The 16345-nt window shown below is 59.7% G+C and carries 16 protein-coding genes; 8 read left to right on the top strand and 8 right to left on the bottom strand.

Going from position 1 to position 16345, the window contains the following annotated elements:
- Nucleotides 1-77: 77 nt before the first annotated feature.
- From DSM14862_RS07040 to DSM14862_RS07025, 4 genes are all read right to left on the bottom strand, one after another.
- Complete coding sequence (locus DSM14862_RS07040; RefSeq protein WP_007119556.1) at nt 78-410, bottom strand: hypothetical protein; 333 nt, start codon at nt 408-410, stop codon at nt 78-80.
- A 178-nt stretch (nt 411-588) separates the two neighbouring features.
- A complete protein-coding gene (locus DSM14862_RS07035) occupies nt 589-2070 on the bottom strand; it encodes a carboxypeptidase M32 (RefSeq protein WP_007119555.1) in 1482 nt (493 codons plus the stop codon).
- A 3-nt stretch (nt 2071-2073) separates the two neighbouring features.
- Complete coding sequence (ctaA, locus tag DSM14862_RS07030) at nt 2074-3219, bottom strand: heme A synthase (protein WP_007119554.1); 1146 nt, start codon at nt 3217-3219, stop codon at nt 2074-2076.
- A gap of 253 nt (nt 3220-3472) precedes the next feature.
- Complete coding sequence (locus DSM14862_RS07025) at nt 3473-4237, bottom strand: RNA methyltransferase (protein WP_050770390.1); 765 nt, start codon at nt 4235-4237, stop codon at nt 3473-3475.
- Between the two features lie 122 nt (nt 4238-4359).
- Between DSM14862_RS07025 and DSM14862_RS07020 the strand changes: the two genes are divergently transcribed.
- Complete coding sequence (locus DSM14862_RS07020; RefSeq protein WP_007119552.1) at nt 4360-4977, top strand: thiamine phosphate synthase; 618 nt, start codon at nt 4360-4362, stop codon at nt 4975-4977.
- Between the two features lie 46 nt (nt 4978-5023).
- On the opposite strand, the gene DSM14862_RS07015 is transcribed toward DSM14862_RS07020, so the two are convergent.
- Complete coding sequence (locus DSM14862_RS07015; protein WP_007119551.1) at nt 5024-6169, bottom strand: HupE/UreJ family protein; 1146 nt, start codon at nt 6167-6169, stop codon at nt 5024-5026.
- Here DSM14862_RS07015 and DSM14862_RS07010 point away from each other — a divergent pair.
- The 4 genes from DSM14862_RS07010 to DSM14862_RS06995 all read left to right on the top strand — a co-directional run bounded on the left by DSM14862_RS07010 (nt 6168) and on the right by DSM14862_RS06995 (nt 9688).
- Nucleotides 6168-6995 (top strand): DUF4198 domain-containing protein, encoded by an 828-nt coding sequence (locus tag DSM14862_RS07010; RefSeq protein ID WP_007119550.1) that lies wholly within the window; start codon nt 6168-6170, stop codon nt 6993-6995. The two genes, DSM14862_RS07015 and DSM14862_RS07010, sit on opposite strands and share 2 nt — an antisense overlap.
- Before the next feature lie 42 nt (nt 6996-7037).
- Nucleotides 7038-7922: a PfkB family carbohydrate kinase gene (locus DSM14862_RS07005; protein WP_007119549.1), complete on the top strand. Its 885-nt coding sequence runs from the start codon at nt 7038-7040 to the stop codon at nt 7920-7922.
- The gene (locus tag DSM14862_RS07000) at nt 7919-8851 is read left to right on the top strand and encodes a pseudouridine-5'-phosphate glycosidase (protein WP_007119548.1); all 933 of its coding nucleotides are present in this window, start codon (nt 7919-7921) and stop codon (nt 8849-8851) included. Before DSM14862_RS07005 ends, DSM14862_RS07000 begins: the two co-directional genes overlap by 4 nt.
- Nucleotides 8852-8935: 84 nt before the next feature.
- Nucleotides 8936-9688 carry a DUF502 domain-containing protein gene (locus tag DSM14862_RS06995; RefSeq protein ID WP_007119547.1) on the top strand — a complete coding sequence of 251 codons (753 nt, stop codon included), beginning with the start codon at nt 8936-8938 and terminating at the stop codon, nt 9686-9688.
- Here the strand turns inward: DSM14862_RS06995 and DSM14862_RS06990 are convergent.
- Together DSM14862_RS06990 and DSM14862_RS06985 are read right to left on the bottom strand one after the other, a co-directional pair.
- Nucleotides 9668-10702 (bottom strand): patatin-like phospholipase family protein, encoded by a 1035-nt coding sequence (locus tag DSM14862_RS06990; protein ID WP_007119546.1) that lies wholly within the window; start codon nt 10700-10702, stop codon nt 9668-9670. The genes DSM14862_RS06995 and DSM14862_RS06990 overlap by 21 nt on opposite strands.
- A 5-nt stretch (nt 10703-10707) precedes the next feature.
- Nucleotides 10708-11493 (bottom strand): 3-hydroxybutyrate dehydrogenase, encoded by a 786-nt coding sequence (locus tag DSM14862_RS06985; protein WP_007119545.1) that lies wholly within the window; start codon nt 11491-11493, stop codon nt 10708-10710.
- Nucleotides 11494-11895: 402 nt separating this feature from the next.
- Here DSM14862_RS06985 and DSM14862_RS06980 point away from each other — a divergent pair, with 402 nt between their 5' ends.
- Entirely contained in the window at nt 11896-13626 is a 1731-nt protein-coding gene (locus DSM14862_RS06980) for an extracellular solute-binding protein (RefSeq protein WP_007119544.1), read from the top strand.
- Here the strand turns inward: DSM14862_RS06980 and DSM14862_RS06975 are convergent.
- Nucleotides 13615-14238 carry a helix-turn-helix domain-containing protein gene (locus DSM14862_RS06975; RefSeq protein ID WP_007119543.1) on the bottom strand — a complete coding sequence of 208 codons (624 nt, stop codon included), beginning with the start codon at nt 14236-14238 and terminating at the stop codon, nt 13615-13617. The genes DSM14862_RS06980 and DSM14862_RS06975 overlap by 12 nt on opposite strands.
- 104 nt (nt 14239-14342) lie before the next feature.
- Between DSM14862_RS06975 and DSM14862_RS06970 the strand changes: the two genes are divergently transcribed.
- Nucleotides 14343-14987, top strand: a complete 645-nt coding sequence (locus DSM14862_RS06970) for a DsbA family oxidoreductase (RefSeq protein WP_007119542.1) — start codon at nt 14343-14345, stop codon at nt 14985-14987.
- Between the two features lie 145 nt (nt 14988-15132).
- Complete coding sequence (locus DSM14862_RS06965; protein ID WP_007119541.1) at nt 15133-16338, top strand: multidrug effflux MFS transporter; 1206 nt, start codon at nt 15133-15135, stop codon at nt 16336-16338.
- Nucleotides 16339-16345 lie beyond the last annotated feature (7 nt).

The following is a 16345-nucleotide window of genomic DNA, read 5'->3' as shown; positions in this document are numbered from 1 at the left end:
AGTCTACGATCGAACAGAAAAAATCCCCCGCGCCAGAGGCACGGGGGATTTTCTGATCTTAAGCTTATGTTAAGAAATTAGTTGGTAGTAGTAGTTGTCGAAGAGGACGAGGAGCCCGCTGCGATAGCAACCAGAACCAATGCCGCGCCAGCTGCTGCTGCGCCGCCACCAAGGCCAGCACCGGCTGCAAAGAGGCCAGCACCATCTGCGCGTACGCAAACGCGTGCAGTGTTGCCGTCAACTGTGACCGGGTTTGGCTTACAGTTATAAACAACGCCGTTGGCGCCCTGAACCTGAAGCGAATACACGGCATCGTCAGACGCGCCCAGCACAGCTTCTTGAGTTGTTGTTTGGGCGAAAGCAGCACCCGTAAGAGCGATAGTCGCCGCGACCGTTGCAAGAATTTTCATTGATTAGGTACTCCTATGATATCTTAAAAACCGAAACTCTCCGCACCATTGCATATTATCTTACCTAGAGCAAAGCCGAAATGCTAAAGCATAGTTAAGGATTGCAGTGGTGCCCGTTGTTTAAGCAACGCCGGCGAAGGCCAGTTGTTCCCTATTTATGAGCTTAAATTTTATGAGTTTAAATTCCATATAAATCGGTAAACTTATCTTCGAGATAGTTTAGCAAGGGTGCCTCATTCGGCGCCTTTCCGCAAGCCCGCGTAATAACCTCGCGGGGCTCATAAAGCCCACCATGCCGTTGTACGTTTTCACGGAGCCAGTTGGTTGCCGTGCTCGTGTCTCCCCGCGCAAGCGACTCGTCCAGATCCGGCACCGCTACACGTAGGGCTTCATTCAGGCATCCCGCGTAGACATTACCAAGACTATAGGTCGGAAAATACCCCAGCAGCCCGACTGACCAATGAACGTCCTGCAGCACACCGTTTGAAGGACGATCGACCCGGTACCCGAAATCGGCCTCAAACCGGTCATTCCACGCGGCTTCTAATCCATCGACCTGTAGATCGCCCGACATCAACGCCCGCTCAAGATCAAAGCGAAGCAACACGTGCAGGTTATATTGTAACTCATCGGCTTCGGTACGGATGAACCCGTCTGACACACGGTTAACGATTTTATAAAACGTCTCGTCATCCGCGACACCAAAGTCCCCGTAAGCAGTCGTCATTTCTTTATAAAGCCAACCGGTGAAGGCACGGCTGCGGCCAATCTGATTCTCATAGATGCGGCTTTGGCTTTCATGCACCCCCATCGACACACCTCGGCCCAAAGGTGTCAGCAGATAGGCGCTATCAATCCCCTGTTCGTAGGCGGCATGGCCAACTTCGTGAACTGTCGAATAAAAGCAGTTAAACGGATCAAGTGCATTGGTCCGCGTCGTAATCCGAACGTCCAACCCCGAACCGGAGGAAAACGGATGCACAGCCTTGTCGATCCGTCCCGTGGTAAGATCATAGCCAAAGCGCCGCGCCAGTTTAGCGGCAAGGGTCATCTGCGCGGCTTCGTCAAAGTGCCCCTCTAGCACCGGCGGCGCTTCGGCTTCACGCACGGCTGCCCGCAATTCAACCAATTTAGGGCGCAACGCGTCAAACATAGCGCTGAGATCAGCTGCTGTGGTGCCAGGCTCGTAATCCTCCAGCATTGCGTCATAGATGCCGATGCCCCGGCCTTCGGCCAGTGCGGCCCCCTCTTCACGTTTGAGAGAGATCACTTCTTTCAAGGTCGGTGCAAAGGCCGCGAAATCATCGGCGGCGCGGGCTTGGGCCCATGTGCCTTGAGCGGCTGAGGTGACACGTGCAATCCGTGCGGCCAGATCAGCAGGCACGCGAACGGTACGGTCGAAGTCGCGCTTGATATGACGCAGGTTGGCCTGCCCCACTTCATCCAAAGCAGACGGATCAATAGTTTCGAGCCAATCGGCAATGCGCGGATCGATGCGGCGGGCGTGCAGCACGCCTTCCATCGCCGCCATCTCCTCGCCCCGTTGCGGCGCGGCGCCACGCGGCATGACTGTTTCTTGATCCCAGCCCAAGCGGCCCGCGACCTGCGCCAGCGCTTCGGTTTCGCGCTGAAAGGCCATCAAATTGTCATATGCAGTCATGTCTCAGCCTCTCAGCGATGTGGCAACGGGATAGGCGGCAAGGAAGCGCGCGCGCAGGATGAGCACCCAAAGCAGCACAGCCAGTGCCTGATGCATCAACGCCAGATGCACAGGGGCGGCATAGAGCACCGTGGTGATGCCCAGCACCACCTGCAATGCCAGCACCGCCATCACAGCATTAAAGGCAAAACGCGTGCGTGCATGGGCCGAACGGCGGCCGCGCAGCCAGACGACTACGCCAAAAGCGAAAAGCAGATAGCCCGCCATCCGGTGCATGAATTGGACAAGTCCGGGGTTTTCGAAGAAATTGCGCCATGTGGGCGTGATGTCAAAAGCCTCCGGTGGGAAGAACTGGCCTTGCATCAGCGGCCAATCGACGAAGTAGCGCCCGGCGTCGATGCCCGCGACCAATGCCCCTAGCAGAATCTGCAGCGCTGCAAAATGCAAGAGCCCCGTGGCCAGACCGAACTGCTTACCCTCCTTGGCGCGCCGGGCCTGAATCAGGTCACGTTCGCTGCGGCCCAGCAGCAGCACATACCATGTGATGAAGCCAAGGATGACAAAGGCGAGGCCGAGATGGGTCGCCAATCGGTAAGAGGCCACATCCGTCACCCCCTGCCCGCTGGTCACGCCTGAGGCAACCATCCACCAACCAATCGCCCCCTGTGCGCCGCCCAACGCGCCGATAAAGAGCAGGCGTTTGGTCCAGCCCCCCGGGATCTGACGCCGAAGAAGGAAGTAGAGAAAGCCCAAAGCCCAGACGAGGCCGATGACCCGACCGAGTTGCCGATGCCCCCATTCCCACCAATAGATGCTTTTGAAATCAGCAAGTTCCATCCAAGCGTTCTGGACCTGAAACTCGTCGATCTGCTTGTATTTGTCGAATTCCGCCTGCCAGTCGGCCTCGTTCATTGGCGGCAAAGCCCCGGTCACGGGACGCCATTCAGTGATGCTGAGGCCGCTGTCCGTAAGCCGCGTAAGCCCGCCCACGGCAATCATGATAAAGACTAGCGCAAAGAGGATCATCAGCCAGATCCGGATCGGGCCGCGGGCGCCGCCACGGCCTTTGTCGATGCCACCGGTTTGCACCGGAGCACGGGTGGGTTGGTCGGTCCCGACCTCTTCGAAAAGTTTGCGTTTTTCCGCCATGGCGCGCCTCATTTTCCGTTTGGATGCAGTGGTATGCGATGGGCGGGGAAAGGTCTAGCGGGGTGGCGGCATAGCTGTTGCGGGCCATCGCCTGACCGAAGGGTGGCGATCTTAGGGTCGCGTCATGCCACTTTATGGTTCAGCCGTGGCGCGATCCATGTAAGGCGTTGTACCCATTTGTAAAATCGCCTCCCCGTTTGGCGGCAGGCGATGGCCCGGCGCCTGCGGCTTGAGTCCGGGCCAAGGGAAAACTTCAGCCCTTCTCTTTCCACCGGACCATTTGCCGCAGGATCCCATGCAGCATCTGCACATCCGCCCGGGTCAGCGGCATCCGCGACCACATATTGCGCAGGTTCAGCTTCATTGAGGCCGTCTTATGCTCAGGATAGAAGAACCCCGCCTCTTCCAACCGATCCTCATAATGCCGCGCCAGATGGTCGACCTCGGCCCCTTTGGCCCAGTCCGTGCCCGCCATTTCGGTCACCTCATGGGTTACCTCACCCTGCGCGCGCATCCATTCGTAGGACATCAAGAGCACACATTGCGCGAGGTTCAGCGAGGCGAATTTCGGGTTCACCGGGACCGAAACGATGGCATTGGCCTGCGCGATATCCTCATTCTCCAGCCCGGCCCGTTCTGGCCCAAAAAGCACCGCAACCCGTTGCCCTGCCGCGATTTTTTCCGCTGCCAACTTCATCGCAGCTTCCGGGCTATAAACCGGCTTGGTCAGATCCCGCCCGCGCGCCGTGGTGGCAAAGGTGAAGTCACAGTCACCAAGCGCACTTGGCAGATCGGCAGAGTGCTGCGCCTCATCCAACAGCCGCCCCGCACCCGAGGCCATCGCCACAGCAGACTGGCTTGGCCAGCCGTCGCGCGGTGCCACGACCCGCATATGATCAAGGCCAAAGTTCCACATCGCACGCGCAGCCGCGCCGATGTTCTCGCCCATTTGCGGACGTACGAGCACGATTGCCGGAATCGGCGCGGGAAGGACGGGAGATGAAGGTGTCTGGGTCATGCGCGCCTCATAGCCCCTGCGCTGCACCACCGCAAGAAAGCCCGCGCCACACACGCATATCCGTTTTCTTTTGCAACGCCTTGCGCTACTCAGACCTTCAGACCCGAGCAAGGACTTAGACCATGGACGCGCCAGAACAGCCGCAGATTTACCTTATCACCCCGCCCGAAGTTGAACTCAGCCGTTTCCCGGCGCAACTGGCCGCCGTATTGGACGCGCATCCCGTGGCCTGCGTGCGGATGGCGCTTTCAACGCGGGACGAAGACCGCCTGTCGCGCGCGGGCGATGCCCTGCGCGAAGTGACCCATTCCCGCGATGTAGCACTGGTGATCTCGGATCATCTGCTGATGGTCGAACGCCTTGGCCTTGACGGGGTTCACCTCAGCGACGCCGCCCGCACCGTGCGTCATGCGCGCAAAGAATTGGGCGAGGACGCGATTATCGGCAGCTATTGCGGTATCTCGCGGCATGAAGGCATGGCCGCAGGCGAAGCGGGCGCGGATTACGTCAGCTTTGGCCCCGTACAGTCCAGCGCGCTTGGCGATGGCAGCTTTGCCGAGGCCGAATTGTTTCAGTGGTGGTCCGAAGTGATCGAAGTGCCTGTCGTGGCCGAAGGCGCGCTCGACATCGACATGATCCGCGCGCTTGCCCCGCGCACCGATTTCTTCGGCATCGGCGCCGAGATTTGGGATAAGGACGATCCGGTAGCAGAACTCGCCACCTTGATCGCCGCCATGTAGGGCTAAGCGGCCCTTGGGGCAGCCCGGTTAAGGGCTGCCCGCTCGCTTACAGAAACACCCGCTCGACGAACCAATAGGCCCCCACCGCCGCGATCACGCAGGAGGCGGGCACGGCAATGGCGCGGCGATACCAGTCACGCTTCATCGCCCAGCCGACCAGCACAAAAGCGATGGCGATCACCGCAAGCTGGCCCAGTTCCACACCGATGTTAAAGCCGATGAGCGCGGGCACGAATTGTCCCGCAGGCAGGCCGAAATCCCCCAGCACTGACGCAAAGCCAAGCCCGTGCAGCAGACCGAATCCAAAAATCACCAGAGGTCGCCAGCGGTTCAGACCCGAGTGAAAGATATTCTCAACCGCGACGTAAGTGATCGACGCGGCAATCAGCGGCTCAACGATCGCGCCGGGGACATTCACCCAGCCCATCGCCCCGAGCGCCAGCGTCACAGTATGCGCCAAGGTAAAGGCCGAGACCTGCCAGATCAGTGGTCTCAGGTGTGACGAGAGGAAGAAGAGCCCTAAAACAAAGAGGATGTGATCCAACCCTTTGGGCAAGATGTGGTCGAAGCCGACTGGAATATAGCTGACAAACGCCTGCAACCCGCTTTGCGCATCGCCCCCGGAAAGAACGATCTCGGGGCTGGCTTCGCCGCCGGCCAAATATCCAGTATAAGGCTCCTCAACCCCCTGTTGGCGCAAGACCAACGCGCCTGCCCCCTCGGGCCATGTGATCTGCACGCGCGCGGACCCGTCAGGCAACTCTGCTTCCAGCCGCCAGATGCTATCGCGCGGCAGCTCGGCGTCGATCCCGTCGGGCACGTCGACCGATACGCTCTCCAGCGCCACGGCCTCTCCATCCACGCTCAGCAACGGGAGGCTGTTCCAGTCGGGCAAAAGCTCGGGCACGCGGGCGGCGATACGCTCGGCTGGCAGGCTGCGAAGCGCGTCATAATCGCCTGCATTCTCGGCATTGTCGGTGTCTTCAATGCTATCGAGATCAATCCCCGCGAGCAGCGCTTCAAAGTTGATCTGAAGCTCCAACACCGCGCGGCCTTCGGTGATCGTCAGGTCCGCGATCGTGGGTTTGACCTCATGGGCCTGTGCCGCAGCGACCAATGAAAAAAGGATCGCGCTTGACAAAAGCCATAGCAACGCCAGCTTGGATCTTAACCAAAAGAAAGTACTTTTCATGAAAATGTCCCAGTTGTCCGCTATTATTTTCAGTGCCTTACCGGCAGCACCGGCATTTGCCCATGAATACTGGCTGTCGCCTCTGAACTATCAAGTGGAAAGCGGCGAAAAGATCGCAGCGCATTTTCGCAACGGCGAAGAGTTTGTTGGCGCGACCTTTCCCTACCTCCCCAACCGCCTCACGCGTTTTGAAGTCTTGGTAGAGGGGCAGACCTACAACCTCTCCCCGCGCGCTGGCGACAACCCGGCCTTGCAAATCCCCGCGCCGGACAAGGATGCGCTGGTCGTCGTGGTCGCCGAAACGACGCCCTCCAAGGTGATTTATAAGGAATGGGAGAAGTTCCTTTCCTTTGCAGAACACAAAGATTTTCCCAAGGCGGAGGCCGATCATACCGCCAATGGCTGGTCGCAGGAAAAAATCATTGAGACCTACACGCGCCATGTCAAAACATTGATCGCCACCGGCACTGGCATCGGGCAAGATGCAGCAACCGGCATGGCCACCGAATTTGTGGCTATGACCAACCCCTATGACGCGAATTTTGACAATCAGATGAAGGTTCGTCTGCTTTATCAGGACGAACCGCGCGCCGATGCGCAGGTCGAAGTCTTTGACCGCGCGGCCGATGACAGTGTTACCATTTCGCTGCACAGCACAGATGCGGCTGGCGAAGCGGTGATTCCAGTAACAGCCGGCCATGAATACCTTTTTGACGCTGTGGTGCTGCGCACGGCGGCGGATGCGCAGACCGGCGGCAGCTACACTCCCGATGAACCGGTATGGGAGACGCTCTGGGCGGCCTTAACGTTCCAAGTGCCGGAATAAGGCCGCTTGCGCGCGGTGACGCTTGGCGGCTAGAAGCGCCGCATGACCAGAACACCTGACATCCTGTGCATCGGCTCCGTCCTTTGGGACGTGATTGGCCGCTCTGAAAACGCCATGCGCCAAGGCTCTGACATGCCGGGGCGCATTACGCGCCTGCCCGGCGGTGTGGCGTTGAACATCGGCATGGCGCTGGCGCGGTTTGGGCTGACGCCTGCGCTGCTGTCCGCCGTAGGCCGGGATGCTGAAGGCGACGAGTTGATCGCCGCTTGCACGCTGCGTGGGCTGATTACCGATTATGTCTACCGCTCTGATGATCTGCCGACTGATCGCTATATGGCCGTCGAAGGCTCAAACGGATTGATCGCCGCGATTGCTGATGCGCATTCGCTGGAGGCCGCGGGCGATAAGATCCTCCGCCCGCTCGAAGACGGCAGCCTGCCCGCGCCTTACAAAGGGGCTGTGGCGCTCGATGGGAACCTGACCGTCGAGCTGCTCGCCCGCATGGCGCAAAGCCCGCTGCTGGCTGAGGCTGATCTGCGGGTTGCCCCCGCCTCGCCCGGCAAGGCACTGCGGTTAACGCCCTTCCTCAAGGCCGGGCGCGGCACGCTTTATGTGAACCTCGAAGAAGCCGGGCTGCTCTGTCAGGCGAGTTTTGACGATTCCCCGGCCGCCGCTCGCGCCCTGCTGGCCCGTGGCGCGCGCCGCGCTGTGGTGACCGACGGCGGCAACCCGGCCACCGTCGGCGAAGGCGATGAGATCATCACGCTAACCCCACCATCGGTCCATGTGGCACGGGTGACCGGCGCAGGCGATACATTCATGGCGGCCCATGTGGCCGCTGAACTTGGCGGTGCCGTTGCGCAATCCGCCCTCAAGGCAGCACTCGACGCCGCCGCCCTCTATGTTTCCGGAGAGACCAAGATATGACCACCGCGCCCAGCACCCTGCCCCTGACCTTCAGTGCCGAAGTGGCCACGGCCCGCGAAAGCGGCGCACCGATTGTGGCGTTGGAAAGCACCATCATTACGCATGGCATGCCCTATCCGCAAAACCTTGAAGTGGCGCGGCAGGTCGAGCAGGATATTCGTGACGCAGGCGCTGTCCCAGCAACCATCGCCGTGATCCGTGGCGCGCTGCATATCGGTTTGGACGACGATCAGTTAAGCGATCTGGCGCAGGCCAAAGACGTTGCGAAACTGTCACGTGCGGATATGGCCGTCTGTATCGCATCGGGTGGCACAGGTGCCACCACTGTCGCCGCCACCATGATCGCCGCCAACCTCGCGGGCATCGAAGTTTTCGCCACGGGCGGCATCGGCGGCGTGCACAAAGGAGCGGAAGACAGCTTTGACATCTCCGCTGACCTGATGGAACTGTCGCAAACCCCCGTTACCGTGATCGCCGCGGGCGCCAAAGCCATCCTCGACGTGCCAAAAACGCTGGAAGTGCTGGAAACCCAAGGCGTGCCAGTCATCACCGTGGGCCAAGACAGCTTCCCCGCTTTCTGGAGCGCAGGCTCCGCGCTGCAATCGCCGCTCCGTCTAGACGACGCCGCCGCGATCGCCAAAGCCCACCGCACCCGCGCCGCCATGGGCCTGCCCGGCGGTCAACTCGTGGCCAATCCGATCCCAGCGGACGAAGAGATCCCCGCCGCCGAACTCGCGCCGATCATCGCACAGGCGCAGTCCGAGGCCGATGCGCAGGGTGTCAGCGGCAAAGGTGTGACCCCCTTCCTGCTCCAGCGCATTTTCGAGCTAACCGAAGGCCACTCGCTTACCGCCAATATCGCATTGGTGCGCAACAACGCCCGACTGGGGGCCAAGATCGCGGCAAACCTCGTCAACCTGCCGCGATAAAGGCGAAAAACATCGTCGAGCCATTGCCGGACCGGGGCATACGCCTTAGCTATGTTGCGAATAACTCTTCGGAAAACGGCGCAGATGAACACACCTTTTGATCCCGACCCGACGCAGGTCCGGCGCAGCCTTGTCGCAAGGCTGCGGGCGTCCTTCTTGACCGGGTTGGTCGTGATCGCACCCGTTGGGCTGACCATTTGGCTGATCTGGAGCGTGGTGGGCTGGATCGACGGCTTCGTGCTGCCACTGGTTCCTAAAGCCTATCACCCGGATCGCCTGATCCAAGACTTCCTTGGCCTCGACCCGTCGATGCAAATTAACATCCGCGGGCTTGGTGTGGTGATCTTCTTGATCTTCACAATCATGGTCGGCTGGGCCGCCAAGGGGCTGATCGGCCGCTCGATGATCCGCTTTGCCGAAAGTCTGGTGGAGCGTACGCCCGTGGTGCGGACCATCTACTCCGGTATCAAGCAGATTTCTGAGACGATCTTTGCCCAGTCCGAACGCAGTTTTGAGACCGCCTGCCTGATCGAATACCCTCGGCGCGGCATTTGGGCGCTTGGTTTCATCTCGACCGAGGCCAAGGGCGAGGTTTTGGCCCGCACCAATTCAAATGGCGAGATGCTCTCGGTTTTCCTGCCGACAACACCGAACCCGACCTCAGGGTTCTTGCTATTCGTCCCCCGTGGCGATGTGATCGAGCTTGATATGAGCGTAGAGGACGCGGCGAAGCTGGTGATTTCCGCCGGGTTGGTCTATCCGCCGCGCCCCGGTGCTGACTTGCCCGAGGCGCTGTCGCTGTCAGACCCCGAAAGCTCAGCTGAACATCGTAGGTAGATCGACGCTGCTGCGCTGGTTCAGATCGTCGAAGTGGTCTGTCAGGAACCGTTCCGCAGCCGCGACACCAGCCTCACGCAATGCCTTGATGATTGCCGGGTTGGGCAGCATCTTGGTCGCCACCGAAAGCTGCGCCATCAGCGCGTCGTCGGCGATCATATGCATGTGAACCCGCTTCATCCGCCCTTCGGGCAAAGTGCCATCCGCAATCAGACGCTGCACGAAATCGATCGCGCGCATCTCGCGTAACAGACTGGAGTTAAAGCTGATTTCGTTGATCCGGTTCTGGATCTGCTGCGGTGTTGTCGGCAGGTCTTCGCGTTCTAACGGATTGATATTCACCACAACGACATCTTCGGGCAAGTCATCGCGAAACAGCGGAAACAGCGCCGGATTGCCGGTATAGCCGCCGTCCCAAAACGCCTCGCGCTGGCCGGTCTGGGCATCGTCGATTTCAACGGCCTTAAAGACGGTCGGCAGACAGGCCGAGGCCAAAAGCGCATCAGGTCCAATCTCATCGCCTTCAAACACCCTGATCTTGCCATTGCGAACCCGCGTGGCACAAACAAAGAAGAACGGCGGTGTGTTCGCCCCAACCTTTCCATAGTCAAAGCGCGCGACGACGTCCTCCAACGGGTTACGGTAAAACGGCCCGTAGGCATAGGGCGAGACCATCCGTGTCAGAGAGTCCGAAAACGCCACCGGCAGCGAATATTCCATCGCTGGACTGAGCTTATCCAATCCAAAAGGCGCCAGCCAATGCGAGAGCCGTAGGTCGGAGATGCCCGAGACCTGCGCCCACAGCCAATCAAGGTTCTCTCGCGCCCCCTCGCGCCCGCCTGAGATCATGCCAGATTTCAGCGCCGCACCATTCAGCGCCCCGGCAGAGGTGCCGGAGATGCCGCAGATTTCCAGATCTTCCTGCTGCAACAGCCGATCCAACACCCCCCAAGTGAAAGCGCCATGCGCGCCGCCCCCTTGGAGGGCGAGGTTAATGCGTTTTTTGACCGCCACAGCCCTTACAACGCCGTCCAGCCGCCATCGACGCTGATCGTCGTGCCGGTGATCTGGGCTGCCGCATCAGAGCACAGGAAAGTGGCTGTGCCGCCCATTTGCTCAACGGTTGCAAACTCGCGCGACGGTTGGCGGGTGAGCATGACCTGCTCAATCACCTCTTCGCGCGACATGTCGTATTCCTTCATCGTGTCGGGGATCTGTTTTTCGACAATCGGGGTCAGTACATAGCCAGGGCAGATGGCGTTGCAGGTGATCGGCTCCTTCGCCGTTTCCAGTGCTGTGGTCTTGCTGAGGCCAACAATCCCGTGTTTCGCGGCGATATAGGCGGATTTGTAGGGCGAAGCCGTCAGACCATGGGCGGAAGCTATGTTGATCACCCGTCCCCAGCCCGCTTTGCGCATCATCGGCAGCGCTACGGCAGTGGTGTGAAAGGCCGATGAAAGGTTAATCGCGATGATCGCGTCCCATTTCTCGGCCGGGAAATCGGGGATTGGGGCGACATGCTGGATGCCCGCGTTGTTCACCAGGATGTCACAGGTCCCGGCTTCGGCAATCAAGCGCCGACACTCATCCCCTTTGGACATATCGGCCTTGATGTACCGGGCCGTTACGTTGCATTCCTCGGCAATCTGCTGCGCCAGCGCGTGATCCGCTTCGTCGTCGGTAAATGAGTTCAACACGATATCGGCCCCGGCCCGCGCCAGTTCCCAGGCGATGCCTAGACCGATTCCAGAATTCGATCCGGTGATGACGGCTGTTTTGCCGGACAGGTCGATGGTGAAAGCCATGGCGCGTCTCCTTGTTCATGCTGCGACTGCATCATGTACTGCGATCGGGCCAAAGGGAAAGGGTTTGCGCGCGAAAGCGCCAAGCGAATAAACTGGAGGGGCTCAGGCCAAAAAAAAACGCCCGCACGAAGCGGGCGTAAGTTATTGAGGCAGGTTTCATACAGGCAAGAAACCTATCGAGCAGTGATCTCTGTATACGCCTTCTATGGTCACAATCCAAGCTAAAAGTTTGATAAGGCGGGAATCCGCGGGTATGGATTAACTCCAACAAAATAAGGGCAGAACGTGATTGTTTCAAAATTGAGCAGGGATTTTTTCTCGACAGCACGGGGCGTTGCGGCCCTTTCTTCACTGATTCTGCTCTCGGGCACCGCTTTGGCGGCCCCTCAACATGGAATCAGTATGTACGGGGAACCTGATCTGCCCTCGGATTTCAGCGCCCTGCCTTATGTGAACGCCGACGCGCCCAAAGGCGGTGCGATTGTTTTGGGCAATACGGGGGGATTCGACAGCCTCAACCCCTTCGTGCGCAAAGGCACAGCACCTTGGCAGTTGCCGCATTTCACCCATGAGACCTTGATGGGGCGCTCATGGGATGAGCCATTTGCCCTTTACGGCCTGCTGGCCGAAACCATTGAGGTACCCGACGACCGCTCATGGGTTGAGTTCACCCTGCGCGAAGAAGCGCGGTTTTCCGATGGCAGCCCGGTGACCGTTGAAGATGTCATCTTTTCTTTCGAGCTTTTGGGAAGTGAAGGCCACCCGCGCTACCACGGGCTGCGCCAACAGATTGATACCATTGAACAAACCGGCCCGCGCAGCCTGCGCATGACCTTTAACAGCGACAACCGCGAGCTTGCCCTGCTGGCTGGGATGCGCCCTATTCTCAGCAAAGCGCAATGGGAAGGTCAGGACTTCGCCAACGCGCCTCTGGAAGAGTTCCCGCTGGGCACCGGCCCCTATGTCATCAGCGACTATCAGGCAGGCCGCCACGTGACCCTGACGCGCAACCCCGACTACTGGGGCGCTGAGGTGCCATTCCGCCAAGGCACGCATAACTACGACGAGGTCAAAATCGACTTCTACGGCGATGCCAATGTGTTGTTCGAAGCGTTCAAGGCTGGCCAGATCTCAGCCGTGCGCGAATTCAACGCCGAGACTTGGGCCACGCAATACAACTTCCCCGCCATTGCGCGTGGCGAAGTGTTGAAATCCACCTTCCCACACAGCAAACCCTCAGGCATGACCGGCTTTGTCATGAACTCCCGCCGTGCGCCTTTTGACGATTGGCGGGTGCGCGATGCGCTGATCTCGGCTTTCAATTTTGAGTATATCAACGAGACGCTTACAGGCGGCGCCTTGCCCCGGATCACCTCTTATTTCTCGAACTCCGACCTCGCCATGCGCGACGGGCCCGCGACGGGCCGGGTCTTTGACCTGCTGGCAGACTATGCCGATACGCTGCCACCGGGCACCGTGGATGGCTATACGCTGCCCGTGGCCGACGGTTCGGTCCGCAACCGCTCGGGCATCCGTGCGGCGATGCAGCAACTTAACGCGGCAGGCTATAAGGCCGAAGGCGGTATGATGCATCGCGCCGATGGCACGCCGCTGACCTTCACCATTCTACTATCCAAGGGCAGCCGCGAAAACCTAGCGATTGCAGAGCTTTACACGCAGTCGCTAAAGCGACTTGGGATCACGGCACAGATCGAAACGGTCGATGACGCGCAATTTGTAGCACGGCAAAATGAATACGACTTCGACATGACCTTCTTCCGGCGCTCCCTTTCGCTCAGTCCCGGCACAGAGCAGCGCTTTTACTGGGGGTCAGAGGCCGCGGATCAACCCGGCACGCGCAACCTCATGGGGGTCCGTTCTCCGGCCGTAGATGCGATGATTGATCAGATGCTACAGGCCCGCGAAAGCGCTGACTTTGTCGCTGCCACACGTGCGCTGGACCGTATCCTGACGGCGGGGCGCTATGTCATTCCCTTTTGGCAGTTCGACGAGGGGCTGATCGCCCATGACGCGCGGATGGCCTATCCGGACGAAATTCCGCTTTATGGCGATGGGCCGAACTTTATGCCCGAAGTCTGGTGGTGGAAACCGGCAGAGACCTCAGACCAGTGAGGTCACCCAAAGGATCGTCGCGTCCTCGTCGCTGAGCGACACCACATTATGCCCCATGGTAGCGTCGTAATAGGCGCTATCACCCCGTCGCATGTCGACGGGTTCATAAAACTCGGTAAACAAGCGCACCATGCCGGTCAGCACATAGAGGAATTCCTCACCGTCATGGCGCACCCAGCCGTCGAATTCTTCCATCCGGCGGGCGCGGATGCGCGCGCGGTAGGGTAGCATCTGTTTCTTGCGCAGTGCATCGGCCAGCAAGACATGTTCATAGGTGCCTGTGGCCTTGGCCGCGCCCTCTTCGGCACGGGTGACGGCCATGCGTCCGGTAATCTTCTCACCGGCAGGTGGGGTGAACAGCTGCGGCACGGTGATCTCCAACCCCACCGCAAGCTTCTTTAGTGCATCGTAGGTCGGCGACATCAGTCCGTTTTCGATCTTGCTGAGCGTGGAACGTGCCAGCCCGGCCTGCCGAGCAGCTTGTTCCAACGTCCAGTTTCGCGCTTTACGTAATTCGCGCACCCGTGCGCCAAGGTCGACCGGCGGTGCGGTCTCGCTCGCGCCGCTTTCGCGGGCGATTTGGATCATGGAACGGGGCGGGGTGTCTGTCATGAACCTGCTATAGACGCGCCCCCTAACGCTTGCAACGCCCGCCCGCCTTGCGATACGCGCCGCAGCCCGCTATGCCCGACGCGCAGCAACAGATGGGATGTACCATGGCCGAAGCGATCAAACTCGATATCATGTCAGACCCGATCTGCCCGTGGTGTTATATCGGTAAGGCGCATCTGGACCGCGCGTTGCAGGATCATCCCAATCATCCTTTCGCCATCGAATGGCACCCGTTCCAACTGAACCCCGACATGCCACGCGAAGGGATGGACCGCCGCGCCTATCTCGAAGGCAAGTTTGGCGGCAAAGAAGGCGCGGTGAAAGCCTATGCGCCAGTCGTGGAACATGCTGAAAAAGCCGGGCTGAACATTAACTTCGAGGCCATGCAACGCACGCCCAACACGCTGGATGCCCACCGCTTGATCCATTGGGCCGGAATTGAGGGCCGCCAGACCGCTGCGGTCTCAGCCCTATTCAAAGCCTATTTTGTAGATGCCCGCGACATTGGCGATGCCGAGGTGTTGGCCGACATTGCCGATGGTATCGAGATGGACGCCGCCGTTGTCACCCGCTTGTTGAAATCCGATGTCGATACGCAAGACATCCGCGACCGCGATGCGCACAGCCGCCAGATGGGCGTAAACTCGGTCCCGACCTTCATCGTTGCCAATGCCCATGCCGTGCCCGGCGCGCAGCCGCCTGAGCTATGGGCGCAGGTCATTGCTGATCTGACCAAACAGCAGGGCTAAACCGGGCGGAAATCATTGCCAAGTTAAGCGTTCTCGATTATCGAGAGCGCAACCACTAGTTATTCCCCAAAGCCCCCCGCGTTGACCTGTCCGCGAGGATCAACCGCCGGAGCGCCGTGTGACCACTGAAAACCCAAAATTCGCCATGGGTCGGATCGAATTTATCGGTCTGATCGCGATGATGTTTGCCACGATCGCCTTTTCCATCGACGCGATGCTGCCCGCCTTGCCAGAGATCGCTGCAGAACTTTCCCCAGAACTCGCACATCGGGCGCCGTTGATCCTCACGGCCTTCGTGCTGGGTATGGGGCTTGGCACCTTCTTTAGCGGGCCATTGTCCGACGCCTTTGGCCGCCGCAATGTGGTCTTCGGCGGTGCGGCGCTTTATTCGCTGTCGGCTTTTGTCGCTTGGATGAGCAACTCGCTTGAGGTCATGCTGGTGGCGCGGGTCTTTCAAGGGCTCGGTGCCTCCGGCCCCCGCGTGGTGGCCGTGGCGATCATCCGCGACCTCTTTGAAGGGCGAGAGATGGCGCGAATTATGTCGATCGTGATGATGGTCTTTGCACTGGTGCCAGCGCTCGCGCCGATGCTGGGCGCAGGGATCATCCTTACCGCCGGTTGGCGCGCGATATTCATCGCCTTTATGGTTTTCTCTATCATATCTGTGGTTTGGATGGGTCTGCGCCTGCCTGAAACCCTGCCGCGCAAAAACCGCCGCCCATTGCGGGCGCGACTTATCATTGCCGCTGTGCGCGAGTTGTTGACCCACCCTTCGGTGCGCCTATCGATCATTGTGCAGTCTTTGGCCCTAGCGATGCTGTTTTCCATGCTGATGCTGGTCCAGCCGATCTATGATAGCGTCTATGGCCGGGGCGATAGCTTCCCACTGTGGTTTGGCGGCATTGCCGTCGTGGCGGCCAGCGCCAGCCTGATCAATGCGCTGCTGGTCGTGCGCTATGGCATGCGCCGGCTGGTGACCATTGCCCTTGGCGTGCAAATCATCCTGTCGGGGGTCATGTATTTTGCAAACCTCGGCGCCCTGCCCGACCCTTACGGCTTTGCCGCCTTTGTGTTTTTCCAGACCTGCTTGTTTTTCCAGGCGGGCCTGACACTGGGCAACCTCAATGCCATCGCAATGGAACCGATGGGCCATATTGCGGGCATGGCCGCGTCGGTCGTGGGGGCGATTTCTACGGTTTTGGCCGCCCTCATTGCCTCACCCGTTGGGCTGATGTTTGACGGCACCACCAAACCGCTGGCTTTGGCCATGCTTTGCATGGCGGTCGTGGCCTATGGTTTGATGCTTTACATGGGCCGGGTCGAAAACCGGCTCCCGGCGGCGGCGGAATAACCGCCGC

This window comes from Sulfitobacter indolifex, assembly GCF_022788655.1.
Lineage (GTDB): Bacteria > Pseudomonadota > Alphaproteobacteria > Rhodobacterales > Rhodobacteraceae > Sulfitobacter > Sulfitobacter indolifex.
Note: the sequence above shows the minus strand (reverse complement) of the source record. Positions and strands in the feature narration are given on the sequence as shown.